This is a genomic window from Pseudomonas sp. FG29, from assembly GCF_057809355.1.
The window spans coordinates 71,104-95,921 of record NZ_JBMDJU010000012.1 but is presented as its reverse complement, the minus strand read 5'-3'; the positions used below and the strand labels follow the sequence as shown (position 1 = coordinate 95,921).

26 protein-coding genes are annotated in these 24,818 nt (G+C 62.0%); 6 read left to right on the top strand and 20 right to left on the bottom strand.

What is annotated here, in order from left to right; translation table 11 throughout:
- Positions 1–147: 147 nt before the first annotated feature.
- Positions 148–363 (top strand): ribosome modulation factor, encoded by a 216-nt coding sequence (gene rmf, locus ACODS1_RS14265; protein ID WP_322978389.1) that lies wholly within the window; start codon positions 148–150, stop codon positions 361–363.
- A 121-nt stretch (positions 364–484) separates the two neighbouring features.
- Here rmf and ACODS1_RS14260 read toward each other — a convergent pair whose 3' ends face one another.
- Together ACODS1_RS14260 and ACODS1_RS14255 are read right to left on the bottom strand one after the other, a co-directional pair.
- Entirely contained in the window at positions 485–1,507 is a 1,023-nt protein-coding gene (locus ACODS1_RS14260) for a quinone-dependent dihydroorotate dehydrogenase (protein ID WP_322978390.1), read from the bottom strand.
- Between the two features lie 79 nt (positions 1,508–1,586).
- On the bottom strand, positions 1,587–1,808 hold the full coding sequence (locus ACODS1_RS14255; protein ID WP_489086166.1) for a DUF2835 domain-containing protein: 222 nt from the start codon (positions 1,806–1,808) through the stop codon (positions 1,587–1,589).
- Between the two features lie 138 nt (positions 1,809–1,946).
- Here ACODS1_RS14255 and ACODS1_RS14250 point away from each other — a divergent pair, with 138 nt between their 5' ends.
- Positions 1,947–2,822 carry a DUF6685 family protein gene (locus ACODS1_RS14250; RefSeq protein ID WP_489086165.1) on the top strand — a complete coding sequence of 292 codons (876 nt, stop codon included), beginning with the start codon at positions 1,947–1,949 and terminating at the stop codon, positions 2,820–2,822.
- Here the strand turns inward: ACODS1_RS14250 and recX are convergent.
- The 3 genes from recX to ACODS1_RS14235 all read right to left on the bottom strand — a co-directional run bounded on the left by recX (position 2,819) and on the right by ACODS1_RS14235 (position 4,921).
- Positions 2,819–3,286, bottom strand: a complete 468-nt coding sequence (gene recX, locus ACODS1_RS14245) for a recombination regulator RecX (protein WP_489086164.1) — start codon at positions 3,284–3,286, stop codon at positions 2,819–2,821. The genes ACODS1_RS14250 and recX overlap by 4 nt on opposite strands.
- A gap of 3 nt (positions 3,287–3,289) precedes the next feature.
- Positions 3,290–4,333: a recombinase RecA gene (recA, locus tag ACODS1_RS14240; RefSeq protein WP_322978394.1), complete on the bottom strand. Its 1,044-nt coding sequence runs from the start codon at positions 4,331–4,333 to the stop codon at positions 3,290–3,292.
- Between the two features lie 87 nt (positions 4,334–4,420).
- The gene (locus ACODS1_RS14235) at positions 4,421–4,921 is read right to left on the bottom strand and encodes a CinA family protein (protein WP_489086163.1); all 501 of its coding nucleotides are present in this window, start codon (positions 4,919–4,921) and stop codon (positions 4,421–4,423) included.
- A 79-nt stretch (positions 4,922–5,000) separates the two neighbouring features.
- Here ACODS1_RS14235 and mutS point away from each other — a divergent pair, with 79 nt between their 5' ends.
- Both mutS and fdxA read left to right on the top strand, forming a co-directional pair.
- Positions 5,001–7,568 (top strand): DNA mismatch repair protein MutS, encoded by a 2,568-nt coding sequence (gene mutS / locus ACODS1_RS14230; protein WP_489086162.1) that lies wholly within the window; start codon positions 5,001–5,003, stop codon positions 7,566–7,568.
- Positions 7,569–7,706: 138 nt separating this feature from the next.
- Positions 7,707–8,030, top strand: a complete 324-nt coding sequence (gene fdxA / locus ACODS1_RS14225; protein WP_021441853.1) for a ferredoxin FdxA — start codon at positions 7,707–7,709, stop codon at positions 8,028–8,030.
- 498 nt (positions 8,031–8,528) lie between these two features.
- On the opposite strand, the gene rpoS is transcribed toward fdxA, so the two are convergent.
- The 9 genes from rpoS to ACODS1_RS14180 form a co-directional block, all read right to left on the bottom strand.
- Positions 8,529–9,536, bottom strand: a complete 1,008-nt coding sequence (gene rpoS, locus ACODS1_RS14220) for an RNA polymerase sigma factor RpoS (RefSeq protein WP_322978397.1) — start codon at positions 9,534–9,536, stop codon at positions 8,529–8,531.
- 101 nt (positions 9,537–9,637) lie between these two features.
- On the bottom strand, positions 9,638–10,507 hold the full coding sequence (locus tag ACODS1_RS14215) for a peptidoglycan DD-metalloendopeptidase family protein (protein WP_489086161.1): 870 nt from the start codon (positions 10,505–10,507) through the stop codon (positions 9,638–9,640).
- 55 nt (positions 10,508–10,562) lie between these two features.
- Positions 10,563–11,492, bottom strand: a complete 930-nt coding sequence (locus ACODS1_RS14210) for a polyprenyl-phosphate transporter (RefSeq protein ID WP_489086160.1) — start codon at positions 11,490–11,492, stop codon at positions 10,563–10,565.
- 26 nt (positions 11,493–11,518) lie between these two features.
- Positions 11,519–12,154, bottom strand: coding sequence for a protein-L-isoaspartate(D-aspartate) O-methyltransferase (locus tag ACODS1_RS14205; protein ID WP_322978692.1), 636 nt, complete (start codon positions 12,152–12,154; stop codon positions 11,519–11,521).
- A gap of 38 nt (positions 12,155–12,192) precedes the next feature.
- Positions 12,193–12,942, bottom strand: coding sequence for a 5'/3'-nucleotidase SurE (gene surE, locus ACODS1_RS14200; protein ID WP_489086159.1), 750 nt, complete (start codon positions 12,940–12,942; stop codon positions 12,193–12,195).
- Complete coding sequence (gene truD / locus ACODS1_RS14195) at positions 12,930–13,988, bottom strand: tRNA pseudouridine(13) synthase TruD (protein ID WP_489086158.1); 1,059 nt, start codon at positions 13,986–13,988, stop codon at positions 12,930–12,932. Before truD ends, surE begins: the two co-directional genes overlap by 13 nt.
- On the bottom strand, positions 13,985–14,458 hold the full coding sequence (ispF, locus tag ACODS1_RS14190; protein ID WP_489086157.1) for a 2-C-methyl-D-erythritol 2,4-cyclodiphosphate synthase: 474 nt from the start codon (positions 14,456–14,458) through the stop codon (positions 13,985–13,987). The genes truD and ispF overlap by 4 nt, the downstream gene beginning before the upstream one ends.
- Positions 14,459–14,556: 98 nt before the next feature.
- Positions 14,557–15,399 carry an S-formylglutathione hydrolase gene (gene fghA / locus ACODS1_RS14185; protein ID WP_489086156.1) on the bottom strand — a complete coding sequence of 281 codons (843 nt, stop codon included), beginning with the start codon at positions 15,397–15,399 and terminating at the stop codon, positions 14,557–14,559.
- 65 nt (positions 15,400–15,464) lie between these two features.
- A complete protein-coding gene (locus ACODS1_RS14180; protein ID WP_489086155.1) occupies positions 15,465–16,577 on the bottom strand; it encodes an S-(hydroxymethyl)glutathione dehydrogenase/class III alcohol dehydrogenase in 1,113 nt (370 codons plus the stop codon).
- Positions 16,578–16,715: 138 nt separating this feature from the next.
- Between ACODS1_RS14180 and ACODS1_RS14175 the strand changes: the two genes are divergently transcribed.
- Both ACODS1_RS14175 and ACODS1_RS14170 read left to right on the top strand, forming a co-directional pair.
- Complete coding sequence (locus ACODS1_RS14175) at positions 16,716–17,603, top strand: LysR substrate-binding domain-containing protein (protein ID WP_489086154.1); 888 nt, start codon at positions 16,716–16,718, stop codon at positions 17,601–17,603.
- 112 nt (positions 17,604–17,715) lie between these two features.
- Positions 17,716–18,030 (top strand): HPF/RaiA family ribosome-associated protein, encoded by a 315-nt coding sequence (locus tag ACODS1_RS14170; protein WP_489086153.1) that lies wholly within the window; start codon positions 17,716–17,718, stop codon positions 18,028–18,030.
- 3 nt (positions 18,031–18,033) lie between these two features.
- Here ACODS1_RS14170 and ispD read toward each other — a convergent pair whose 3' ends face one another.
- The 6 genes from ispD to tilS all read right to left on the bottom strand — a co-directional run bounded on the left by ispD (position 18,034) and on the right by tilS (position 24,810).
- Complete coding sequence (gene ispD / locus ACODS1_RS14165; RefSeq protein ID WP_489086152.1) at positions 18,034–18,738, bottom strand: 2-C-methyl-D-erythritol 4-phosphate cytidylyltransferase; 705 nt, start codon at positions 18,736–18,738, stop codon at positions 18,034–18,036.
- Complete coding sequence (gene ftsB, locus ACODS1_RS14160) at positions 18,735–19,013, bottom strand: cell division protein FtsB (protein WP_322978407.1); 279 nt, start codon at positions 19,011–19,013, stop codon at positions 18,735–18,737. The genes ispD and ftsB overlap by 4 nt, the downstream gene beginning before the upstream one ends.
- A 405-nt stretch (positions 19,014–19,418) precedes the next feature.
- On the bottom strand, positions 19,419–20,708 hold the full coding sequence (gene eno / locus ACODS1_RS14155; RefSeq protein ID WP_322978408.1) for a phosphopyruvate hydratase: 1,290 nt from the start codon (positions 20,706–20,708) through the stop codon (positions 19,419–19,421).
- 148 nt (positions 20,709–20,856) lie between these two features.
- Entirely contained in the window at positions 20,857–21,702 is an 846-nt protein-coding gene (kdsA, locus tag ACODS1_RS14150) for a 3-deoxy-8-phosphooctulonate synthase (protein ID WP_489086151.1), read from the bottom strand.
- A gap of 3 nt (positions 21,703–21,705) precedes the next feature.
- Positions 21,706–23,337, bottom strand: coding sequence for a CTP synthase (gene pyrG / locus ACODS1_RS14145; RefSeq protein WP_322978410.1), 1,632 nt, complete (start codon positions 23,335–23,337; stop codon positions 21,706–21,708).
- 150 nt (positions 23,338–23,487) lie between these two features.
- On the bottom strand, positions 23,488–24,810 hold the full coding sequence (gene tilS / locus ACODS1_RS14140) for a tRNA lysidine(34) synthetase TilS (RefSeq protein WP_489086150.1): 1,323 nt from the start codon (positions 24,808–24,810) through the stop codon (positions 23,488–23,490).
- Between the last annotated feature and the right edge of the window lie 8 nt (positions 24,811–24,818).

Genomic DNA, 24,818 nt, shown 5'->3' with positions numbered 1-24,818 from the left:
TAGAACTCTACCTAAGGCTTCGCTGCAACGGCGAACGCAACAGGAGGCTCGCCACGCCGGCAGCGACCTCCGCAGGCAGACATCCATCTGCCAGGCCTCGCCACGAGGCCAACGGGACATAACAGTCAACAGTGAGGGCAACACCCTATGAGAAGACTTAAGCGTGATCCGTTAGAACGAGCTTTTCTGCGCGGCTATCAATACGGCATCAATGGTAAATCCCGCGAACTTTGCCCATTCACCCTGCCATCGGTACGTCAAGCCTGGATGAACGGCTGGCGTGAGGGCCGTGGCGACAACTGGGACGGGCTGACCGGCGCGGCCGGTATCCACCGACTCAACGAACTTCACGCTGTCGGCTGATTCAGGAGCCTGGTTCCACCGCTTAATCAGTTAGCCAGGCTCCAAGACTCTTCAGACTTCACCATGCCGACCCCATCCGGGCGGCGGGCGCAAGCCCAGGGGCTCCAGAGGGAGCCCCTTTTCATTTGCGGATGGCGGCAATCGCATCCACGGCTTCGCGGATCAGCGCCGGCCCCTTGTAAATGAACCCAGAGTAAATCTGCACCAGACTCGCCCCGGCAGCGATCTTCTCCGCAGCATGCTTGCCTTCGGTAATACCGCCGACCGCGATGATCGGCAGACGTCCGCCCAACTCACCTGCCAGCACCTTGACTACATGCGTGCTCTTGTCGCGCACCGGGGCTCCGGAAAGGCCGCCTGCTTCTTCGCTGTGCGCCAACCCTTCGACACCCTCACGGCTCAAGGTGGTATTGGTGGCGATCACCGCATCCATACCCGCCTCGACCAGAGCAGCGGCCACCAGAGCGGTCTCTTCATCATTCATGTCAGGGGCGATCTTGATGGCCAGTGGTACGCGCTTGCCATGCAATTGGGCCAGATCTTCCTGGCGCAGGCGCAACGCCTCGAGCAGAGCCTTGAGCTGATCGCCGAACTGCAGGCTGCGCAACCCGGGCGTATTGGGCGAGCTGACGTTGACCGTCACGTAGCTGGCATGGGCGTAGACCTTGTCCAGGCAGGCCAGGTAGTCATCCACGGCGCGCTCGACGGGCGTGTCGAAATTCTTGCCAATATTGATGCCAAGCACGCCTTTGAACTTCGCTGCCTGCACCCGTTGCAGCAGGTGATCGACGCCAAGGTTGTTGAAGCCCATACGGTTGATCACCGCTTCGGCCTGCGGCAGGCGGAACAGACGCGGCTTGGGGTTGCCCGGTTGGGGGCGCGGCGTGACGGTGCCGATCTCGACAAAACCGAAGCCCAACTGCGCGAAGCCGTCGATGGCATCACCATTCTTGTCCAGCCCGGCGGCCAAGCCTACCGGGTTGGCGAACTGCAGCCCCATTACCTGGGTCGGCAGGCTCGTCGGCGCCTTGGTCAGAAGTGCATTTAGCCCCAGGCGACCGCCAGCGCCGATCAGATCGATCGATAGCTCGTGGGAGGTTTCCGGGGACAACTTGAATAGCAGCTCGCGGGCCAGGGAGTACATGGACAGGCTCAGCTCGGCAGAAGATGGAGGGTCGCGATTATAGCCGCCGATCCCGCAACGACGCGAGGCGCGTCGCGCATCAGCCCAGTCGACGCAGACTCAGTAACTCGCCCTCGATACTGAATTCCAGCTCGAAGGAACCATGGATGCCGGTATGAGTCAGAAAGGGCCGGAAATGGTGTGCAGGTAAACTGACTCGGCGTCCGTCACGGCTTTGCGCCATAATCCGGTTGGCATGGCCACGATAGATGGCTTGCACCCGTTCCGCCGATAACGCGATATCCAGCACCAGGCTGGGCATGGAGGCACCCTCGCAAATGAATGCAGCTATTCTGCCACAGCGCAGACCCTACAGTTTTGCCCGTGGCGCCTGCCTGCATGCAGCATCCAGCACTGTCTGCCACAATGAAGCAGATCCATCTGGAGCCGCCTGTTGGCCATGACTCTGCCCGAGCCTCAGACTTTCAGCACTCGGCTGACCTCGCTAGCCCAACGCCTGGGCTTGATCGGCCGCAGTGCGCGACAGACATTCCTGCGCGCAAGCGCCCTGCAGTTGCCATTCAAGCCACTGCCAGCACAGCATGACAGCATTGTCTGGCAAGACGGCCCACCTCTTTACCGCCTGGTGGATTTACCGCGCGACGCGCTTTCCGGGCCGGTGCAGGAAGACAAAGCCCTGGCACACGCCGCCTTGGCCGGCGTGGTGTCCATCGAGCAATACACTCTGCAGTCCTTCGATCTACGCCTGGTCGACGGTTTCTCCAATACGCTTGCCAATGGCACGAGCTATCGAACGTTCGAGGATTACGCCGCGAGCGAACACTGCAAACAGGTTCGCATCATCAGCTACAAGGATTTTATCCGCACATTCAGCCTGGCACTGCCCCGCTATCTGGCGGGCGATCCGATCGAACTACGCCAGGCCAGTTGGCGCGCTCAGCGCACGTTCTGGGCTGGAGAACAGCAAGGCGCGAACTTCGCGGGCGCAATCGTTTATGCCCGCCGCCGCGGCCTGGAAGTGATGCTGCCCGCCAACTTGACGCATTACCGCCTCGACTCCAACGCTCTGGCGAGCCTTGAGCAGCGTTATCACGTCCTGGCGATGCCCTGCGAAGCCTGGAACGACCCGGCATTCATGGGACTGTTACTGGATAGCGGCATGCCTTATGCCCGCCTGTCACTCTGGAAGAGCGCAGGCACGCCCGAATTGCTGTTGCTACCCAAGGATCATCCGCAAGCCACGGCTTTGGGAGAGGGCCTGCGATTGGCCGGCGCGCCAGACATGCTCACCTACCTGCACGACCTGACCGGCTAGTCCCACTCGCCACGGCCACTCAACAGGCGACCGATCATTTCCATGGAATAGCCACGATAGGCCAGGAAGCGCCCCTGTTGAGCACGCTCGCGTGCATCGCCGGGCAGACAACCTGCAAACTTGCGCTGCCAGACTTCACGCAACTGGGTGAACCAGTCAACGCCGCTATCACGCAACGCCTGATCGATATCACCCCGCGCAAGCCCGCGTTGCAACAACTCCTCACGAATGCGTTGCGGGCCGTAGCCAGCTCGCGCCCGTGATGCGACGAAACTTTCCAGATAGCGGGCCTCTGAGAGCAGCCCCTCCGCGGCGAGGCGCTCCAGCGCAGCGTCGATCAGCTCTTGCGGCGCACCACGCCGCAGGAGCTTGCGCGACAACTCGACACGACCGTGCTCACGCCGCGCCAGCAGATCCATGGCCGCCCGCCGCACTGCCGACGGGCTGTCCAGCACGACCGGCATGCTTTAGAAGTCGACTTCGGCGTCAGCCATATCCTCGGCCGAAGCCTTGGCAGGCGCACCGCCTACGAGCAATTTGTCGCGGATCTGACCTTCGATCTCGCGTGCAACAGCCGGATTGTCCTCCAGGTACTTCGCGGCGTTGGCCTTGCCCTGGCCAATCTTGTTGCCCTGATAGCTGTACCAGGCACCCGACTTCTCGACCAGACCTTGCTGGACGCCGAGATCGATGATCTCGCCGTTGCGATAGATACCCTTGCCGTAAAGAATCTGGAACTCGGCCTGGCGGAATGGCGGCGCCACCTTGTTCTTGACGATCTTCACGCGGGTTTCACTGCCCACCACTTCCTCACCTTCTTTCACCGCGCCGGTACGGCGGATGTCGAGACGAACCGAGGAGTAGAACTTCAGCGCATTACCGCCGGTGGTGGTTTCCGGGCTGCCAAACATCACACCGATCTTCATACGGATCTGGTTGATGAAGATCACCAGGCAATTGGCGTTCTTGATGTTGCCCGTGATCTTGCGCAGTGCCTGGCTCATCAGACGCGCCTGCAGACCAACATGCATGTCACCCATCTCGCCTTCGATCTCGGCCTTGGGCACCAGAGCGGCCACGGAGTCGACGATGATCACGTCGACGGCATTGGAGCGCACCAGCATGTCGGTGATTTCCAGCGCTTGCTCGCCGGTATCCGGCTGCGAAACCAGCAGGTCATCGACATTGACGCCAAGCTTGCCCGCGTAATCGGGATCGAGGGCGTGCTCGGCGTCGACGAAGGCACAGGTCGCCCCCATCTTCTGCGCTTCGGCGATTACCGAGAGCGTCAGCGTGGTCTTACCCGAGGATTCCGGGCCGTAGATTTCCACGATACGGCCTTTAGGTAGGCCACCGATACCCAGAGCGATATCCAGCCCGAGCGAGCCCGTGGAGATGGCCGGAATGGCCTGCCGCTCGTGATCGCCCATGCGCATCACGGCGCCTTTGCCGAATTGTTTCTCGATCTGACCCAGGGCAGCCGCCAAGGCGCGCTTCTTGTTCTCGTCCATTACCATCCTCACGTATTCACAAGGGCCTCGATGGCCGCCAACAACTGTATAAGTAGCCAGTATTATTCCACAGGGCAAGCCATCCGCCTACCCCGCCAGCGGATTTTCCCCTGATAGCAGGCTGATGAGCCCAGCCAGTGCGGCCTCGACCGTCTGTCGGCGCACCTGATCGCGGTTACCGGCAAACTGCTTGCGCAGGCTGAAAAGACGCTCTCCGTCCCCCCAGGCCAGCCAGACAGTGCCCACAGGCTTCTCGGGTGAACCGCCATCAGGCCCCGCCACACCACTGACCGCTACGGCATAACGCGCTCCACTGTGAGCCTGGGCGCCACGAACCATGGCTTCGACGACCTCCTGGCTGACAGCCCCGACCGTGCTGAAAAAGTCGGCACAGACGCCGAGTTGCCGCGTTTTCTGAGCATTGGAATAGGTCACGTAGCCAGCCTCGAACCAGGCGGAGCTACCAGGAATGCGGGTGATCGCCTCGGCGATACCACCCCCTGTGCAGGACTCGGCCGTCGTCACCTGAGCATGGGCGGCCTGCAATTGTCGTCCGAGCTGCGCGGCCAGTTGGCTGACGGAATCCATGTTGTTCTCCGGGGTGAAACGGGCCAGCCCGATACCCTACACTAGGCGCTTTTGCGATTTAAGCCGGACAGCGGAAACCATGACGGATCTTTCAGCCCACACCCCGATGATGCAGCAGTACTGGAAACTGAAGAACCAGCACCCGGATCAGCTGATGTTCTATCGCATGGGTGACTTCTACGAAATTTTCTACGAAGACGCGAAGAAGGCAGCCAAGCTGCTGGATATCACCCTGACCGCCCGCGGTCAGTCGGCCGGTCAGTCGATCCCCATGTGCGGCATTCCCTTCCACTCGGTAGAAGGTTACCTGGCCAAGCTGGTCAAGCTTGGCGAGTCGGTGGTGATCTGCGAACAGATCGGCGATCCGGCGACCAGCAAGGGCCCGGTGGAGCGCCAGGTGGTACGTATCATCACCCCCGGCACCATCAGCGACGAAGCCCTGCTCGATGAACATCGCGACAACCTGTTGGCTGCCGTGCTCGGAGATGAACGCCTGTTCGGCCTGGCCGTGCTGGACATCACCAGCGGCCGCTTCAGCGTGCAGGAGATCAAGGGCTGGGAAAACCTGTTGGCCGAACTGGAGCGCTTGAACCCGGCTGAACTGCTGATTCCAGACGACTGGCCGCAGGGCCTGCCTGCCGAGAAGCGCAAGGGTTCGCGCCGCCGCGCCCCCTGGGATTTCGACCGTGACAGCGCCTTCAAGAGCCTGTGTCAGCAATTCGGCACCCAGGATCTGAAAGGCTTCGGCTGCGAGAACCTGACCCTGGCCATCGGCGCCGCCGGTTGCCTGTTGGCTTATGCCAAGGAAACCCAGCGCACCGCCCTGCCCCACCTGCGCAGCCTGCGTCATGAGCGTCTGGACGACACCGTCATCCTCGATGGCGCCAGCCGCCGCAACCTGGAGCTGGACATCAACCTCGCTGGCGGCCGCGACAATACCCTGCAATCGGTCATGGATCGCTGCCAGACCGCCATGGCCAGCCGCCTGCTGGGCCGTTGGCTGAACCGCCCGCTGCGTGATCGCACGGTGCTCGAAGCGCGCCAGGAGGCCATCGCCTGCCTGCTCGACGGCTACCGCTTCGAAACGCTGCAACCGCAGCTCAAGGAAATCGGTGACCTGGAGCGCATCCTTGCCCGTATCGGCCTGCGCAACGCCCGCCCGCGCGACCTGGCCCGCCTGCGCGATGCGCTGGCTGCGCTGCCCGAGCTGCAACGGGCGATGACCACGCTGGACACCCCGCACCTGCAGCAACTGGCTTTGAGCATCGCCACCTACCCGGAACTGGCCGACCTGCTGGCCCGCGCCATCATCGACAACCCGCCAGCGGTGATCCGCGACGGCGGCGTCCTCAAGACCGGCTACGACGCCGAGCTGGACGAATTGCAATCGATGAGCGAGAACGCCGGCCAGTTCCTCATGGATCTGGAAGCCCGCGAGAAAGCCCGTACCGGTCTGGCCAATCTCAAGGTGGGCTACAACCGTGTGCATGGCTACTTCATCGAGCTGCCGACCAAACAAGCCGAGTCGGCGCCGGCCGACTACATCCGCCGGCAAACGCTCAAGGGCGCCGAGCGCTTCATTACCCCGGAGCTTAAGGAGTTCGAGGACAAGGCACTGTCGGCCAAGAGCCGCGCCCTGGCACGCGAGAAGATGCTCTACGATGAGTTGCTCGAACGCCTGATCGGCCACCTCGCCCCGCTGCAGGACAGCGCTGCGGCACTGGCCGAACTGGACGTGCTGAGCAATCTGGCCGAGCGTGCGCTGAACCTCGACCTCAATCGCCCGCGCTTCGTCGAAGAGCCCTGCATGCGCATTGACCAGGGGCGCCACCCAGTGGTCGAGCAGGTGCTGACCACGCCCTTCGTGGCCAACGACCTGGATCTCGACGACAACCGCCGCATGCTGGTCATCACCGGGCCGAACATGGGCGGTAAATCCACCTACATGCGCCAGACTGCGCTGATCGTGCTGCTGGCCCATATCGGCAGCTTCGTGCCTGCTACGGCCTGCGAGCTATCGCTGGTCGACCGTATCTTCACCCGCATCGGTTCCAGCGATGACCTGGCGGGCGGCCGCTCCACCTTCATGGTGGAGATGAGCGAAACCGCCAACATCCTGCACAACGCCAGCGAACGCAGCCTGGTGCTGATGGACGAGGTCGGCCGGGGAACCAGCACCTTCGATGGCCTGTCCCTGGCCTGGTCGGCAGCCGAGCACCTGGCGCACCTGCGTGCCTTCACCCTGTTCGCCACCCATTACTTCGAGCTGACCGTACTGCCGGAAAGCGAACCGGTGGTGGCCAACGTGCACCTCTCCGCCACCGAGCACAACGAGCGCATCGTCTTCCTCCATCACGTTCAACCCGGCCCGGCGAGCCAGAGCTACGGCCTGGCCGTAGCACAATTGGCGGGCGTGCCGGGCAAAGTGATCAGCCGCGCGCGCGAGCACCTGGCGCGCCTGGAAGCGACGAGCCTGCCGCACGACTTGCCCAAGCAATCCCCTGGCCAGTCACAGGTGCCGATGCAGAGCGATCTGTTCGCCAGCGTGCCGCATCCGTTGCTGGAGGAATTGCAGAAGATCAATCCGGATGATCTGAGTCCGCGCAAGGCGCTGGAGCTGCTATATAGCTGGAAGACACGGATCTAACGCTAACGCGCGCAAGCTGTTAGAATCGCGCGCATTTTCACGACAGCCCGGTTTACAGCCTGAGCCGCGGCACTGACAGAACGCCTGGAGATTCTTCGCAGAAAGAACCCAGGCCGCCGCCCGAGGAGAGAATCAGACATGACCTTCGTCGTTACCGACAACTGCATCAAGTGCAAATACACCGACTGCGTGGAAGTCTGCCCGGTCGATTGCTTCTACGAAGGCCCGAACTTCCTGGTGATCCACCCGGACGAGTGCATCGACTGCGCCCTGTGCGAGCCCGAGTGCCCGGCACAGGCGATCTTCTCCGAAGATGAAGTGCCAGAGGACATGCAGGAGTTCATCGAACTGAACGCCGATCTGGCTGAAGTCTGGCCGAACATCACCGAGAAGAAAGACGCCCTGGCAGATGCCGAAGAGTGGGATGGCGTTAAGGACAAGCTGCAACATCTCGAGCGCTGAGTTCGCCCGAAACGAGAAGACCCGCGATATGCGGGTCTTTTTATTTGGGCCAAGGCCTTTTCACAGGCAAAAAAAGGGGCGGCTTGCGCCGCCCACTTTTATTCCCTAGTCCCTTCGTCTCCCAACTCCATCATCCTGATGAATCGCATCATGCGATGTTCCTGATCATCATCCTGATGATCTGTGCTTGTCCCTGAGCACGGAACCGATATTACCCGCTGGCAGAATCAGCTCAACTCCCCTGCAGCACGCTCTGACAGTCGATCAGAGACACCCGCATTACGAATAAATCAAATAAAAACAAAGGGTTATAAATTTAAAGAGACGAAATGCGCTGATATCCAGACTCGCCTTGCCCCAAAGGCTGACGCCAGTTGTAAGCGATGGCTGACAATGAGCTTCTAAAAACCGTACCGCTCAGGGTTCATAGAAGAATCACGGGCAAGGCCCATAAAAGGCGAACCCCGGCCATGGCCGGGGTTCGTCGAAAGCGCATTGTTACTGAAACAATGCGTCGCTGGACAAGCCGTTCTTCTCGAGGATTTCGCGTAGACGCTTGAGCGCCTCGACCTGAATCTGCCTGACCCGCTCACGCGTCAGGCCGATTTCCTGCCCCACCTCTTCGAGCGTGCAGCTCTCGTGACCACGGAGGCCGAAACGGCGCACCACGACCTCGCGCTGCTTCTCGGTCAGATCCGACAGCCACTGATCAATGCTTTGTGAAAGATCGTCATCCTGCAGCAACTCACAGGGATCCGTCGGGCGGTCATCGGTCAGGGTATCGAGCAGGGTCTTGTCGGAGTCCGGCCCGAGCGAAACGTCCACGGAAGAGACACGCTCGTTCAGGCCGAGCATGCGCTTGACCTCACCGACGGGCTTCTCCAGAAGATTGGCGATCTCCTCGGCAGAGGGCTCATGGTCGAGCTTCTGGGTCAACTCACGCGCCGCGCGCAGGTAGACGTTGAGCTCCTTGACCACATGGATCGGCAAGCGAATCGTGCGCGTCTGATTCATGATCGCGCGCTCGATGGTTTGACGGATCCACCAGGTCGCATAGGTGGAGAAGCGGAAGCCGCGCTCCGGGTCGAATTTCTCGACGGCGCGAATCAAGCCCAGATTGCCCTCCTCGATCAAGTCGAGCAGTGACAGCCCACGGTTGACGTAACGCCGCGCGATCTTCACGACCAGGCGCAGATTGCTCTCGATCATGCGTTTGCGCCCGGCGGGATCGCCCTTCTGCGCGAGCCGCGCGAAGTGCACCTCCTCATCGGGAGTCAGCAGCGGCGAGAAGCCGATTTCATTGAGGTAAAGCTGAGTGGCGTCCAGCGCCCGGGTGTAATCGATGTGTTTGTGCTGTTTGGAGGGGGTGGCGTGTTTGGCTTTGGCACGCGACGTTGGCATTTGCGCCTCGTCGTTCTGAACCTCGCCCAAAACGATGCCTGGCTCCATGAGGAGCAGTTCATCGTCGACGTCAAACTCCGGCGCTTCTTCTTTTATGAGAGCCATTGTTGTAGTCCCAAGATGAGTTCGACAACAAGCTCTGGCGGACACGTCCTGGCCACACCTGAGCCCGTCCCTCCCACGTAGTGGAACGGATGGGCGACGGATCAACGGTTAGGCAGATACTGCAGCGGATCGACAGGTTTTCCCTGACGGCGAATCTCGAAATGAAGCTTCACCCGGTCGGCCCCTGTGGACCCCATCTCGGCAATACGTTGCCCAGCCTTGACCTGCTGCCCCTCCCGAACCAACAGCCTACGGTTGTGACCGTAAGCGCTAACGTAGGTGTCGCTGTGCTTGATGATGACCAATTCGCCGTAGCCCCGCAAACCACTCCCGGCGTACACCACCGATCCATCAGACGCAGCTAAAACAGGCTGTCCTAATTCCCCTGCGATATCAATGCCTTTATTCAAACTGCCGTTTGAGGAAAAACGACTGATCACCGCCCCTTGAGTGGGCCAGGCCCAACCGGTTGCCGAGCGGGTTACCGGAGTGACCGGTGTGGTGGCCGGCGTAGTCGCCACAGGCGGCTTCGGCGCTGTCGCCACCGGTGCCGTGGCGACGGGTTGACTGGCTGGCTGAGATGGCGTGGGCCTGGGCGCAGGGTTGCTCGGGGCAGCGGCCACGACGGGCGAGCCCGACGCCTGACGATTATCGAAACGAATGACCTGACCGACCCGGATCAGATAAGGATCACGCAAGCCGTTGTGCGCCGCGAGCGCCTTCCAGTCCCAGCCGAAGCGGAAGGCAATGGAGTACAGCGTATCGCCACGCTGAACCACGTAGTGACCGGTGCGCACTGGCTGGCGCTGGATCAGCGGAGCTCGTCCCTGATTCTGGCCACGATCGACGACCTGGACGCCACCGGGTGGCGAGCTGACGCAAGCGGAAAGCAGCAGAGCACCCAGCAGCGAGGTGAGCAGACGAAGGTCAACGGCTCTGAAAATCAGCGCGTGAACGGTTGTACGACTCACCCAGTGCTCCCTTGAACGATCCCGAAGTACGATCATGATGCGCTATTGTGCCGGATCAAGCAGCCACTTGCGGCTTGCGCCGCGCCAGCCACTCGAGCGCAAGCACGACGAAAATACCGGCGAAGGCCAGGAAAATGGCCAACAGCAACTGGGAATCCTGGCCGCTGACCTCGGCAAACTGGCCGGGCAGCAGATTGTGCTGCAGCAACGGAACCTGCTCACCCTTGCTGTCGACACGCCAACTGATGGTTTCCTTCCAGGGCCAGACCTTGTTCAGCGAGCCCAGCATCAGGCCGGTGAGAAATGCCAGAGTCAGGTCACGCCAGTGCGACAACATCCAGCTGAGCAGACGCGCGAAGCTCAGCAAGCCGACCAGGCAGCCCGCCGCGAACACGGCCAGCACTGCCAGATCAAGGCTCTTCACCGCGCCCAGCACGGTGGCATACAGCCCCAGCAGGAGCAGAATGAAGCTACCGGAAATACCTGGCAGGATCATCGCGCAGATGGCGATGGCACCGGCGAAGAACAACGTCAGCGGATCGCTGCCCCATTGGATTGGCGCGGCCACGGTGATCCAGTAGGCAAAGGCCAGTCCGAGCAGAAAACTCACGCAACGGCTCCAGTTCCAACGCCCGATATCGCGCCCCACCAGGTAGACCGACACCAGGATCAGGCCGAAGAAGAACGACCAGACCGGTACCGGATGATGCGCCAACAGGTAGGTGATCAGCCGCGCCAGACTGAGAATGCTGGTCAGTATCCCGGCCAGCAGCACCAGCAGAAAGGTGGCATTGGCCGTTTGCCAGGCCGCTTTGATTCGTCCACGCACCAGTTGCATCAGCGCCTCGGGCACACTGGCGATGGAACGCAGCAGTTCGTCGTAGATACCACTGATGAAAGCGATGGTGCCGCCGGACACGCCAGGCACGACATCCGCAGCGCCCATGGCAATGCCCTTGGCATAGAGCAGGAAATACTTTTTCATGGATCCTTCCAGGAGGGCCATGGCCGTCAGGCCAAGGGGCCATTTAACAGGGGAACGAAACGAACGGCGTCAAGCACGTGGCGGGAAAACCCCTCATCCTCACGAATGATCAACAGCAACTGCTGCACATCACCGGTTCCGACCGGAATCACCAGGCGCCCACCAGGAGCCAGTTGATTGAGCAGCGCTGCGGGCACATCGGCAGCCGCAGCAGTGACGATTATGCCGTTGTAGGGGCCGAGGGCGTTCCAACCTTCCCAGCCGTCGCCCCAGCGAAAGACCACGTTGCGCAGATTGAGTTCGACCAGGCGCTCCTTGGCGCGCTCCTGCAAAGCCTGGATACGCTCCACCGAGAACACCCGCTCGACCAGTTGCGCCAGCACGGCGGTCTGGTAACCGGAGCCGGTGCCGATCTCCAATACCTTGTCCAGCGGCCCCGCAGCCAGCAGCAGCTCGGTCATGCGGCCGACCATGTAAGGCTGGGAAATGGTCTGGTTGTGGCCAATGGGCAACGCGGTGTCTTCATAGGCGCGATGTGCCAGCGCCTCGTCGACGAACAGATGGCGCGGCGTACGGCGGATCACTTCGAGCACGCGCGCGTTCGACAGGCCCTCCTCATAAAGGCGCTGGATCAGACGCTCACGCGTGCGCTGCGAGGTCATGCCGATCCCATGGCGTTGCAGGTCGTCCTGTCCGCGCATCAGAAGATGCCCTCCAGCCAGTCGCTCATACCCCCGAAGGCCGCACCGAAGGTACGGTCGAGCTGCAATGGCGTGACCGACACGTAGCCTTGCATCACTGCATGGAAATCGGTGCCGGGGCCGCCCTCTTCGACGTCGCCGGCGGCGGCGATCCAGTAGCCTTCCTTGCCACGCGGATTGACCACCTTGACCGGCGCGGCAGCGCGGGCACGGTGGCCGAGGCGCGTCAACTGCACGCCGCGGATGTGTTCCAGCGGCAGGTTGGGAATGTTGACGTTGAGCACGGTGCGCGGCGGCAGTTCGAGACGCCCATGGGCCTCGACCAGCTTGCGCGCGAAATAGGCCGCGGTCGGCAGGTTATCGACCTGCCGCGACAACAGCGAGAACGCGAACGCCGGCTTGTTCAGGAAACGTCCTTCCAGCGCAGCGGCAACGGTGCCGGAGTACAGCACGTCGTCCCCCAGGTTGGCCCCCAGGTTGATACCGGACACGACCATCTCCGGCATCTGCTCGAGCAGGCCGTTGAGCCCCAGGTGCACGCAATCGGTCGGCGTGCCGTTGAGGCTGGTGTAACCATTGGGCAACACCATCGGGTGCAGGGGACGGTCGAGCGTCAGCGAGCTGCTGGCGCCACTCTTGTCCTCGGCCGGCGCGATCACCACGCACTCGGCGTAGTCGTCCAGCGCCTGGTGCAACGCGGCGATCCCGGGGGCGTTTACCCCGTCGTCGTTGGAAATCAGAATTCGCATGGAGTATCCGTCTGCCCTGCTGGCACCAGATCGAGCAGTTCACGCACCACGACGGTGGCGAAACACCCGGCCGGCAGGACGAATGCAAGTTGCAGAATATCGGGCTCGGGATAATGCCACGACAGGCCGCCAATGGGGAGGCGCAGAATTCGCCGTTCGTGCGCCATGTCCGCCTTGACCAGCCATTGCACCAACTCCGCGCACTCATCAGCCACCGACAGCTCCAGCGCCTGCACCGTAGCGAGGCTCGGCAGCGCGCCATCGCCCCAGAGCGGGCCAGTCGGGTGCACATCGAGCGCGGCCAGTCGCGGGTCGCTGCATTCGGCCTCCCCCGCGACAAAGAAACTGCGACTGGTGGTGAACGCCAGCACGTCGCCGACCTGCGCCTGGTTCCAGGTACCGGCAGCGACACGCCTGGCCAGCACCTGATTGAACAGGTAGCTCCGTGCGGATGAAAGCAGCCGCGAACGCAGGTTGCGCTGCACCGGTAGCTCCTGGCGCGAGGCGAAATCACGCGCCTGCTCGACATTGCCACCGTCAAAACCAAAGCGCTGCAGGCCGAAATAGTTGGGCACACCCTGCTCGGCGATACGCTGCAGACGCTGTTCCAGCGCTTCACGATCCGCCTCGAGCGCCGTCAGGCGCAGGGTGAAGCCATTGGCCGCGTGAGCACCGCGCTGCAGCTTGCGGTTATGCCGCTGGCTGCGCAGGATGGCCAGATCATCGCCCTGGGCAGCGCCCAGATCCGGGTCGGCCTTGCCCGGCAGATGCAGGCTGAACCACTGCCGAGTCAACGCCTGGCGATCCTTGAGCCCGGCATAGCTGACCGCCTTGAGCGGCAAACCGGCAGCACGGGCGATGCGCCGAGCGGCCTCTTCGGTATTCAGGCCACGCTTTTCCACCCACAGCCAGAGGTGCTCACCCTGGCCTGTAAGCGGAATGTCGAGCACCTCGTCGACCTGGAAATCTTCGGCAGTGGCCTTGAGTACGGCACGCCCACAGGCCTCGCCATGGGCGCGCGGGCCCAGCAGTTGCAACTCGTTCATGCCTTGACCAGCAAGGCGACGGCGTGCACCGCAATACCTTCCTCACGCCCGGTGAAACCGAGCTTCTCGGTGGTGGTGGCCTTGACGTTGACCTGATCCAGCGCCACGCCGAGATCCTCGGCGATGCGCTCGCGCATCGTGTCGATATGCGGCGCCATCTTCGGTGCCTGGGCAATGATGGTGGCGTCGACATTGCCCACCGCATAACCCTTGCAACGCACCAAGCCCATCACATGACGCAGCAGCACACGGCTGTCGGCACCCTTGAAGGTCGGATCGGTGTCGGGAAAGTGCTTGCCGATATCACCCAGCGCCACCGCGCCAAGCAAGGCATCGCTCAGGGCGTGCAGCAGCACGTCACCATCGGAATGGGCGACGAGGCCGAATTTATGGGGAATCCGCACGCCGCCGAGGGTGATGAAATCGCCTTCGCCGAAGCGGTGTACGTCATAGCCATGACCGATACGCATAAAGAACAACGCCCTGAAAAAGTCAGGGCGTGATTCTAACCGCATTGCCGATTAGCCCGGATGAAATCCGGGAAATTCGCCGGCGAATTTCATCCGCACTACGACTGCTGCAAAGCGGCCGCGTGATGGCGCAGGTGATCATCGATGAAGCTGGCGATGAAGTAATAGCTGTGGTCATAGCCAGGCTGCATGCGCAGCGTCAGCGGATGACCGGCCGCCTTGGCAGCCGCCTGCAATGCCTGCGGCTTGAGCTGGCCTTCGAGGAAGTCGTCACGGTCACCCTGATCCACCAGGATCGGCAGCTTTTCGCTGGCCTCGGCGATCAGCACGCTGGCATCCCACTCACGCCAGCGCGAGCGCTCTTCGCCAAGATACAGCGAAAATGCCTTCTCGCCCCAGGGGCAGTTCATCGGGTTGCTGATCGGCGAGAACGCCGACACCGAGTGGTAACGTCCGGGATTCTTCAACGCGCAGATCAGCGCGCCATGACCGCCCATGGAGTGGCCCGCGATGCCGCGCTTATCCGAAACCGGGAAATTGGCCTCGATCAACGCCGGCAGCTCCTGCACCACGTAGTCGTACATGCGGTAGTGACGAGCGAACGGTTCTTGCGTCGCATTGACGTAGAAGCCGGCACCCAGGCCGAAGTCATAGGCACCATTGGCATCATCGGCCACGCCTTCGCCGCGCGGGCTGGTATCCGGCGCGACGATGATCAAGCCAAGCTCGGCGGCCATGCGCTGGGCACCGGCCTTCTGCATGAAGTTCTCATCGGTGCAGGTCAGACCGCTCAGCCAGTACAGCACCGGCAGCTTGCCGCCCTGCTCGGCCTGCGGCGGCAGGTAAACAGCGAATACCATGTCGCAATTAAGGGTGCTGGAGCGATGGCGATAACGCTTGTGCCAGCCACCAAAGCTCTTGTTGCTGGAAACGATTTCCATAAGCCCCTCCAGGCAGCGTCAAGCGGCAAGCAAGGCTCCACTTGCAGCTTGACGTTTGCCGCTGGTTAGAAATGGATAACGGTACGGATGCTCTTGCCTTCGTGCATCAGCTCGAAGGCTTCGTTGATTTCATCCAGGCCCATGTTGTGGGTGATGAAGGTATCCAGCGGAATCTCGCCCTTCTGCGACTTTTCGACGTAGCTCGGCAGCTCGGTGCGGCCCTTGACCCCGCCGAAGGCGCTTCCGCGCCAGACGCGACCGGTCACCAGTTGGAACGGACGGGTGCTGATCTCGGCACCGGCCGGCGCCACGCCGATGATGGTCGACTCGCCCCAGCCCTTGTGGCAGCACTCCAGCGCAGCACGCATCAGTTGCACGTTGCCGATGCACTCGAAGCTGTAGTCGACGCCGCCGTCGGTCATCTCGACGATGACCTCCTGGATCGGCTTGCTGTGCTCTTTCGGATTGACGAAGTCGGTGATGCCCAGCTCGCGCGCCACGGCTTCCTTGGCCGGGTTGATGTCGATACCGATGATGCGCGAAGCCTTGGCCATCTTGGCGCCGATGATCGCGGCCAGACCGATGCCGCCCAACCCGAAAATGGCCACGGTCGAGCCCTCGGTGACCTTGGCGGTATTGAGCACGGCACCGATACCGGTGGTGACGCCGCAGCCGAGCAGGCACACCTTATCCAGCGGGGCCTCCTTAGGAATCACCGCAACCGAGACTTCCGGCAGCACGGTGTACTCGGAGAAGGTCGAGCAGCCCATGTAGTGATAAACCGGCTCACCGTTGTAGCTGAAGCGGCTCGTGCCGTCCGGCATCAGGCCTTTGCCCTGGGTGGCACGCACCGAGCTGCACAGGTTGGTCTTGCCGGATTTGCAGAATTTGCACTCACGGCATTCGGCGGTATAGAGCGGAATCACATGATCGCCGACCTTGACCGAGGTCACGCCCTCGCCCACAGCTTCGACGATGCCGCCACCCTCGTGGCCCAGTACGCAGGGGAACACGCCTTCGGAGTCCTGACCGGACAGGGTGTAGGCATCGGTATGGCAGACGCCAGTGGCCACGATGCGGATCAGCACTTCACCAGCCTTCGGCGGCTGGACATCGATCTCGACGATCTTCAGCGGCTCGTTGGGGGCGAAGGCGACGGCTGCACGGGATTTGATCATGGAAGCGCTCCTGAGCGTGGACGAAAGTGCCCGCAGTCTAAAGCAATGAAAAATGGAGAGAGTTCTGCAAATATCAAAACATTATTGCCAACCAGGGATAATCTATCGTTTTCGGACATGACCACGCAGGAGACGACGATGAATCGCTGGGAAGGGCTCGACGAGTTCGTTGCCGTGGCCGAATGCGGTCAGTTCAGCGCGGCTGCGCAGCGACTTGGGCTCTCCACCTCGCAGGTCAGTCGCCAGGTGGCACGCCTGGAGGAGCGCCTGCAAAGCCGGTTGTTCTATCGCAGCACGCGGCGTGTCGCCTTGACCGAAGCCGGCCACACCTTCCTGCAACACTGCCAGCGCCTGCAGGACGCCCGCGAGGAAGCCCTGCGCGCCGTCAGCGACCTGGGCGCCGAACCCAAGGGGCTGCTGCGCATGACCTGCGCGGTCGCCTACGGCGAGCGCTTCATCGTGCCGCTGGTCAACCAGTTCATGGCGCTGCACCCACAACTGCGCGTAGAAATCGAGCTGTCCAATCGCCAGCTCGACCTGCTGCATGAAGGGCTCGACCTGGCCATTCGCCTGGGCCGCCTGCAGGACTCGCGCCTGGTCGCGGCTCGCCTGGCGCCACGGATGATGTACCTGTGCGCGGCGCCGGATTATCTGCAGCACTACGGTCGCCCGCACTCGCTGTCCGAGCTGTCCCGGCACAACTGCCTGATCGGCAGCAGCGATCACTGGAGCTTCGCCGAAGGTGGGCGGGAAACTCAGATCAGAGTGCAAGGCAACTGGCGATGCAACAGTGGCCAGGCTGTGCTGGATGCGGCGCTGCGCGGTTTCGGACTGTGCCAGTTACCTGACTACTACGTGTTGCCGCATCTGCGCAGCGGCGCCCTGATTTCACTTTTAGAACAACACCAGCCACCCAACACGGCGGTGTGGGCGATCTATCCGCAGCAGCGCCACCTGTCGCCCAAGGTTCGGCAGCTCGTCGATCATCTCAAGCGCGGTCTCGCCGAGTTCCCCGAGTACGCCTGAAACCAGGGGCAACAGATTGTCACAGCCAGACTGGAACCCCTGGCTTCGGTTGCGGCCAGAATGAGTGATGCCCGCTGCGGCATCGTCTTCACCGAAACCGGAGGTAAGCGCTATGCAAGTCATGGTCAACAGCGACAACCACATTCACGGCTCCGCAGCATTGGCGGACAAGGTGCGGGGTCGCGTGCTGCTCAAGCTCAGACGTTTCGAGGATCACCTGACACGCGTCGAGCTGCACTTCAACGACGAGAACAGCCACAAGGGCGGCGGCCTGGACAAACGCTGCCAGGCCGAAGCGCGATTGAAGGGGCGCGATCCGGTCTCAGTGAGTCATAACGGTGACAACATCGAGCAGGCCCTGGAGGGCGCCATGGAAAAACTGGGTACGGTGCTTGAGCGCAACCTCAGCCGCCAGCGGCAGAACTGACCCTCAACCCGCGCTGCGCCCAGCCCATGCCAGGCGCAGCCATTGCAGATCTTCCGGGCGGGTGACTTTGAGGTTGTCTGCCCGGCCCTCAACCAGACGTGGCGCCTTGCCCGCCCACTCCAGAGCCGATGCCTCATCGGTGATGGGCACACCCGCCGCCAGCGCGGTGTCCAGGGCCAGGCGCAAATCCCTCAAGCGAAACATCTGAGGCGTGTAAGCCTGCCAGATCACGGCACGATCCACGGTCTGCGCCACCCTGCCAGCAGCATCGGCACGCTTGAGCGTGTCGCGTGCCGGTACGGCCAGTAGCCCCCCCACCGGATCCATGGCAAGGGTATCGAGCAGATGATCGAGATCGCTGCGGGCGAGATTCGGCCGCGCCGCATCGTGCACCAGCACCCAGTCATCATCCGCAGCCCCAGCCTGCTGCAATGCACGCAACCCGGCCAGCACCGAGTCGGCACGCTCGCGCCCGCCATCGGCACGACGAATGCGCGGATCGCTGGCCAACGCCAGGTTTGGCCAATACGGATCATCCACGGCCAGGCAGACCATGACACCGAGCAGACCGGGGTGGTCGAGAAAGCAATCGAGGGTATGTTCGAGAATGCAGCGCCCAGCGACTTCCAGGTACTGCTTGGGCCGATCAGCGGCCATGCGTGCGCCAACACCGGCAGCCGGAATCACCAGCCAGAACGGCACGCTCATTTCGTCAGCAGATAGAGGGTTTCGCCCTCTTTGACCATGCCCAGCTCCTGCCGCGCACGCTCTTCAACGGTCTCCATGCCGCGCTTGAGCTCCATCACCTCGGCTTCGAGGATACGGTTGCGCTCCAGCAGACGCTCGTTCTCGCCTTTCTGCTCGGCGATCTGCTGCTGCAGACGACTGACATGCGCCAGGCTGCCCTCGCCCACCCACAGACGATACTGCAGGCCAGCCAGTAGCAGGATCAGCACGATGAACAGCCAATAAGGACTACGCATGGAGCGGCTCGCGGATTGAGTCATCGGCATGGTAGGGGCTGCGATCATGCTTGAAAAGGAGCCGGCTGATGGGTGACATGGGTTTTAAGGTTCTGCATCCGTGCAAGGGTTCCCGGAAATCGACGAAACGACGATGAAAAAGGCCATATCAGCAGTGGCACAGCCCTTGTGTAGGAGCGACTTCAGCCGTGAAAGATCGCGGATGAGTCCGCTCCTACATGCCGCACCAGCGCTAGGGCCAGCACAAAAAAGGGCGACTTGCGTCGCCCCTCATCAAACTCAAACGATATCGCGAGCTAGAGACCTACAAGGCAAAAACAGGCGAGGAAGCGGAGTTTACTGAAGTAAATGAGCATTCCGAGCCTGTTTTTAACGCAGTAGGGCCGACGCGCAGCAGATCGTGACTTAGCCGCGGAACTCGGCACGGCCCTTATACGGAGCCTTACCGGCCAACTGCTCTTCGATACGCAGCAACTGGTTGTACTTGGACACGCGGTCGGAGCGGCACAGCGAGCCGGTCTTGATCTGACCAGCGGCAGTACCTACAGCCAGGTCGGCGATGGTGCTGTCTTCGGTTTCGCCGCTGCGGTGCGAAATCACGGCGGTGAAGCCGGCAGCCTTGGCCATCTGGATGGCCTCCAGAGTCTCGGTCAGCGAGCCGATCTGGTTGAACTTGATCAGGATCGAGTTGCCGATCTTCTCGTCGATACCGCGTTTGAGGATCTTGGTGTTGGTCACGAACAGGTCGTCGCCAACCAGCTGTACCTTTTCGCCGATCTTGTCGGTCAGGACTTTCCAGCCAGCCCAGTCGGACTCGTCCATGCCGTCTTCGATGGAGATGATCGGGTAGCGCTGGGTCAGGCCAGCCAGGTAGTCGGCGAAACCTTCGGCGCTGAACACCTTGCCTTCGCCAGCCAGATCGTACTGACCGTCCTTGAAGAACTCGCTGGAGGCGCAGTCCAGAGCCAGGGTCACGTCGTCACCCAGTTTGTAGCCAGCGTTGGCCACGGCTTCGGCGATGGCAGCCAGAGCGTCTTCGTTGGAGGCCAGGTTCGGCGCGAAGCCGCCTTCGTCGCCCACCGCAGTGTTCAGGCCACGCGCCTTCAGTACGGCTTTGAGGTGGTGGAAGATCTCGGCGCCCATGCGCAGTGCGTCGGCAAAGTTCTTGGCGCCAACCGGCTGCACCATGAACTCCTGGATGTCGACGTTGTTATCGGCGTGCTCGCCGCCGTTGATGATGTTCATCATCGGTACCGGCATGGAATAGACGCCCGGGGTGCCGTTCAGGTCGGCGATGTGCGCGTACAGCGGCACGCCCTTGGCCTGGGCAGCAGCCTTGGCGGCAGCCAGGGATACGGCGAGGATGGCGTTGGCGCCCAGCTTGGCCTTGTTCTCGGTACCGTCCAGCTCGATCATCGCGTGATCCAGAGCCTTCTGATCGGCAGCGTCCTTGCCCAGCAGCAGATCACGGATCGGGCCGTTGATGTTGGCGACGGCTTTCAGCACGCCCTTGCCCAGATAACGGCTCTTGTCGCCATCACGCAGCTCCAGCGCTTCGCGCGAGCCAGTGGAGGCGCCGGACGGAGCGCAAGCGCTGCCGATGATGCCACCTTCGAGGATGACGTCGGCTTCCACGGTGGGATTGCCACGGGAGTCGAGAACCTCACGACCCTTGATGTCGACGATCTTTGCCATTGTTGTTAACACTCCAAAGGTTGACGATAAGACGGCAGCAACGGGCTGCGCGAAACCGCCGCTGCCCATGAGGGTAGCGGCGGCACACTCTGACTCACGGGTCAGGGGAGATTTTGCCGGAGCGGCACTTTACCGGATTGCGAATGGTTCAGGCAGTCTCGATCGGCGGAAAACTCTTCACCAGATCGTCCAGTTGCTTGAGCTGAGTGAGGAAGGGTTCCAGCTTGTTCAGACGCAGCGCGCACGGGCCGTCGCACTTGGCGTTTTCCGGATCCGGATGCGCCTCGAGGAACAGACCGGCCAGCCCCTGACTCATGCCCGCCTTGGCCAGATCGGTGACCTGAGCACGGCGACCACCGGCCGAATCGGCACGACCACCTGGCATCTGCAGGGCGTGGGTCACGTCGAAGAATACCGGGTACTCCATCTGCTTCATGATGCCGAAGCCGAGCATGTCCACCACCAGGTTGTTGTAACCGAAGGAGGAACCGCGCTCGCAGAGGATCAACTGATCGTTACCGGCCTCCTCGCACTTGCGCAGGATGTGCTTCATTTCCTGCGGGGCGAGAAATTGCGCCTTCTTGATGTTGATCACTGCACCGGTCTTGGCCATGGCCACCACCAAGTCGGTCTGCCGCGAGAGGAAGGCCGGCAACTGAATGATGTCGCACACCTCGGCCACCGGGGCGGCCTGGTGCGGCTCGTGGACGTCGGTGATCACCGGCACGCCGAAGGTCTTCTTCACTTCTTCGAAGATCTTCATGCCCTCTTCCAGGCCCGGGCCACGGAAGGAGGTCACGGAAGAACGGTTGGCCTTGTCGAAACTGGCCTTGAACACGTAAGGGATACCGAGCTTCTCGGTCACCCGCACGTATTCCTCGCAGGCCTGCATGGCCAGGTCACGCGATTCGAGCACGTTGATGCCACCGAACAGCACGAACGGCTTGTCGTTGGCGATTTCGATATTGCCGACCTTGATGATCTTCTGAGCCATTCCTTAAGCCTTCTTCGCTTTCTGCGCCAGGGCAGCGTTGACGAAACCGCTGAACAGCGGATGACCGTCACGCGGCGTGGAGGTGAATTCCGGGTGGAACTGGCAGGCAACGAACCACGGATGATCCGGCGCCTCGACCACTTCCACCAGCGCGCCATCGCCAGAACGACCGGTGACCTTCAGGCCAGCCTCGGTCAGCTTCGGCAGCAGGTTGTTGTTCACCTCGTAACGGTGACGGTGACGCTCGACGATCACATCCTTGCCGTAACAGTCATGCACCAGCGAACCGCTCTGCAACTGGCAATCCTGCGCACCCAGGCGCATGGTGCCGCCCAGGTCGGAGTTCTCGGTGCGCTGCTCGGTGGCACCGGTCGCGTCCTGCCACTCGGTGATCAGACCGACCACCGGATGCTGGCTGGCCATGTCGAACTCGGTGGAGTTGGCATCGCTCCAGCCCACCACGTTACGGGCGTACTCGATGACCGCGACCTGCATGCCCAGGCAGATGCCCAGGTAGGGGATCTTGTGCTCGCGAGCGTATTGAACGGTTTTGATCTTGCCTTCCACACCGCGCAGGCCGAAACCGCCCGGTACCAGAATGGCATCGACCCCTTCGAGCAGCGCAGTGCCCTGGTTCTCGATGTCTTCGGAATCGATGTAGCGAATGTTGACCTTGGTGCGGTTCTGAATGCCGGCGTGGCTCATGGCCTCGATCAGCGACTTGTACGCGTCGAGCAGCTCCATGTACTTGCCGACCATGGCGATGGTGACTTCCTTCTCCGGATTGAGCTTGGCATCGACCACGCGATCCCATTCGGAGAGGTCGGCCGGATTGCACTGCAGGCCGAAACGTTCGACGACGAAGTCATCCAGCCCCTGAGCATGCAGCACCCCAGGAATCTTGTAGATGGTGTCGACGTCTTCCAGGCTGATCACCGCACGCTCTTCGACGTTGGTGAACAGGGCGATCTTGCGGCGCGAAGATACGTCGATGGGATGATCGGAGCGGCACACCAGTACGTCAGGCTGCAAGCCGATGGAGCGCAGTTCCTTGACCGAGTGCTGAGTCGGCTTGGTCTTGGTCTCGCCAGCGGTGGCGATGTACGGCACCAGGGTCAGGTGCATCAGCATGGCGCGCTTGGCGCCCACTTCGACGCGCAATTGGCGGATCGCCTCGAGGAACGGCTGCGACTCGATGTCGCCCACGGTGCCACCGATCTCCACCAGGGCCACGTCGGCATCGCCGGCGCCCTTGATGATGCGACGCTTGATCTCGTCGGTGATGTGCGGGATGACCTGAATGGTCGCACCCAGATAATCACCACGGCGCTCCTTACGCAGTACGTCTTCGTACACGCGGCCGGTGGTGAAGTTGTTGTTCTGGGTCATGGTGGTGCGGATGAACCGCTCGTAGTGGCCCAGGTCGAGGTCGGTCTCGGCGCCATCGTGGGTGACGAACACCTCACCGTGCTGGAACGGGCTCATGGTGCCCGGATCGACGTTGATGTAGGGGTCCAGCTTGAGCATGGTGACCTTCAGGCCCCGCGCCTCCAGGATGGCCGCCAGTGAAGCCGAGGCGATGCCTTTCCCCAATGAAGAAACAACACCACCCGTGACGAAGATGTAGCGCGTCATGAAAAACCCTAGAAGTCTGCGTTTAAGCGGTCAGTGCCGCCGGGGAAAGCGAAGGAGCGCCATCAACAACACAATGGCAAGCTCGCCAAGCTCCCTGAGGGAGTCGGCAAAAGCTGTATTAAGACGGGAGCGTAGTCTACTCGAAAGGCCTTACCAGCTCAAACCTTGCGCGCCGATGGGTGGCGACCAGCGCAAACGCAGGCCTTTCGCCTCGAATCCTGATGCCTGCGTCAGGTTCGCCACCGCCATCAGCTCATCGCCCTCGAACAGCAGCGGCAGGCGCGGACGCACGAATGCCGGCACGCGCAGCTCATTGAGCAGGCGTTTGAGGTCACGCCGGCCACGCCCCGGCAGTTGCAGCGACTCCCCGCCCTGGCGATAGCGCAGGTGCCAACGCCCCTGTGGCAACTCGCCCGACAACTCGACACGCCCATTCCCGGGCAGATCCACGGAGTCCGCGCCCAAGCTGCAAGGCAGATCGAGCAGCTGCGGTGGACTCAACCATTCGTCACTGAGCCACCACAACCGACCATCGGCGCGATGCAGCTCACCATCGGCCAGCTTCCAGATTGGCGCCGCATCGCTTTTGGCATCACGCAGATCGAGCCAGCCCGCCCAATGATCGCTATCGGGCATACGGCTCAACGGTTCCAGCCAATGGCGTAGCAGGTTGCGCTGACGGACATCGCTCAACGCAGCCACAGAGGCAAGATCCAGTGAAGGCAAGGGCAGCCAGGGCAATGCGGAAACACCACGCGCCGCCAGCAGATCGATCTCGGCCAACTCCTCCAGCAGTTGCTGGGCCTCGGCCAGATGGCTTGCGCTACGCGCCAGGCTGGTCGACGCCTGCGGCCAACGCCCAGTTAGCGATGGCATCACCTGCCTGCGCAAGAAATTACGACTGAACCGTTCGTCGGCATTGCTCGGATCCTCGATCCAGAAGAGCTCGTGATCCTGCGCATAGGCCTGCAGCTCGCCCCGCGAACAGTCGAGCAGCGGCCGAATCAGGCTGCCCTGCCCCAATGCTCGACTGGCCGGTATCGCTGCCAGGCCACGCACGCCAGCGCCGCGCAACAGACGGAACAGCAGGGTTTCGGCCTGATCCTCACGATGCTGGGCGCTGAGCAATACCTCAGCCGGGCCCAGCCGCTCGCTGAACGCCGCATAACGTGCTCGCCGCGCCTCCTGCTCGAGACTGGCACCTGCCGCCACCTGCACCCTGACGATTTCCAGAGGAACACCCAGCCGCGCGCACACCTGCGCGCAATGCTCAGGCCAGGCGTCAGCCGCCGGCTGCAGGCCATGATGGACATGAATGACAGACAAGGGTGGCAGCGCCTCGCACCGTGCCCAGTCGGTCAGCAGATGGAGCAGCACGCTGGAATCCAGGCCACCGGAAAAGGCGATGCGCCAAGCAGGAGCCATACGCCAGGGCTGAAGAGCCTGGCGCAGGCGAAGTTCGAGAGCAGTCATGGGCCAAG

What these genes read in the sequence shown, in the direction of transcription:
- rmf (WP_322978389.1), top strand. Translation starts at nt 148, where the DNA reads ATGAGAAGACTTAAGCGTGATCCGTTAGAACGAGCTTTTCTGCGCGGC.
- ACODS1_RS14260 (WP_322978390.1), bottom strand. Translation starts at nt 1,507, where the DNA reads ATGTACTCCCTGGCCCGCGAGCTGCTATTCAAGTTGTCCCCGGAAACC.
- ACODS1_RS14255 (WP_489086166.1), bottom strand. Translation starts at nt 1,808, where the DNA reads ATGCCCAGCCTGGTGCTGGATATCGCGTTATCGGCGGAACGGGTGCAA.
- ACODS1_RS14250 (WP_489086165.1), top strand. Translation starts at nt 1,947, where the DNA reads ATGACTCTGCCCGAGCCTCAGACTTTCAGCACTCGGCTGACCTCGCTA.
- recX (WP_489086164.1), bottom strand. Translation starts at nt 3,286, where the DNA reads ATGCCGGTCGTGCTGGACAGCCCGTCGGCAGTGCGGCGGGCGGCCATG.
- recA (WP_322978394.1), bottom strand. Translation starts at nt 4,333, where the DNA reads ATGGACGAGAACAAGAAGCGCGCCTTGGCGGCTGCCCTGGGTCAGATC.
- ACODS1_RS14235 (WP_489086163.1), bottom strand. Translation starts at nt 4,921, where the DNA reads ATGGATTCCGTCAGCCAACTGGCCGCGCAGCTCGGACGACAATTGCAG.
- mutS (WP_489086162.1), top strand. Translation starts at nt 5,001, where the DNA reads ATGACGGATCTTTCAGCCCACACCCCGATGATGCAGCAGTACTGGAAA.
- fdxA (WP_021441853.1), top strand. Translation starts at nt 7,707, where the DNA reads ATGACCTTCGTCGTTACCGACAACTGCATCAAGTGCAAATACACCGAC.
- rpoS (WP_322978397.1), bottom strand. Translation starts at nt 9,536, where the DNA reads ATGGCTCTCATAAAAGAAGAAGCGCCGGAGTTTGACGTCGACGATGAA.
- ACODS1_RS14210 (WP_489086160.1), bottom strand. Translation starts at nt 11,492, where the DNA reads ATGAAAAAGTATTTCCTGCTCTATGCCAAGGGCATTGCCATGGGCGCT.
- ACODS1_RS14205 (WP_322978692.1), bottom strand. Translation starts at nt 12,154, where the DNA reads ATGACCTCGCAGCGCACGCGTGAGCGTCTGATCCAGCGCCTTTATGAG.
- surE (WP_489086159.1), bottom strand. Translation starts at nt 12,942, where the DNA reads ATGCGAATTCTGATTTCCAACGACGACGGGGTAAACGCCCCCGGGATC.
- truD (WP_489086158.1), bottom strand. Translation starts at nt 13,988, where the DNA reads ATGAACGAGTTGCAACTGCTGGGCCCGCGCGCCCATGGCGAGGCCTGT.
- ispF (WP_489086157.1), bottom strand. Translation starts at nt 14,458, where the DNA reads ATGCGTATCGGTCATGGCTATGACGTACACCGCTTCGGCGAAGGCGAT.
- fghA (WP_489086156.1), bottom strand. Translation starts at nt 15,399, where the DNA reads ATGGAAATCGTTTCCAGCAACAAGAGCTTTGGTGGCTGGCACAAGCGT.
- ACODS1_RS14180 (WP_489086155.1), bottom strand. Translation starts at nt 16,577, where the DNA reads ATGATCAAATCCCGTGCAGCCGTCGCCTTCGCCCCCAACGAGCCGCTG.
- ACODS1_RS14175 (WP_489086154.1), top strand. Translation starts at nt 16,716, where the DNA reads ATGAATCGCTGGGAAGGGCTCGACGAGTTCGTTGCCGTGGCCGAATGC.
- ACODS1_RS14170 (WP_489086153.1), top strand. Translation starts at nt 17,716, where the DNA reads ATGCAAGTCATGGTCAACAGCGACAACCACATTCACGGCTCCGCAGCA.
- ispD (WP_489086152.1), bottom strand. Translation starts at nt 18,738, where the DNA reads ATGAGCGTGCCGTTCTGGCTGGTGATTCCGGCTGCCGGTGTTGGCGCA.
- ftsB (WP_322978407.1), bottom strand. Translation starts at nt 19,013, where the DNA reads ATGCGTAGTCCTTATTGGCTGTTCATCGTGCTGATCCTGCTACTGGCT.
- eno (WP_322978408.1), bottom strand. Translation starts at nt 20,708, where the DNA reads ATGGCAAAGATCGTCGACATCAAGGGTCGTGAGGTTCTCGACTCCCGT.
- kdsA (WP_489086151.1), bottom strand. Translation starts at nt 21,702, where the DNA reads ATGGCTCAGAAGATCATCAAGGTCGGCAATATCGAAATCGCCAACGAC.
- pyrG (WP_322978410.1), bottom strand. Translation starts at nt 23,337, where the DNA reads ATGACGCGCTACATCTTCGTCACGGGTGGTGTTGTTTCTTCATTGGGG.
- tilS (WP_489086150.1), bottom strand. Translation starts at nt 24,810, where the DNA reads ATGACTGCTCTCGAACTTCGCCTGCGCCAGGCTCTTCAGCCCTGGCGT.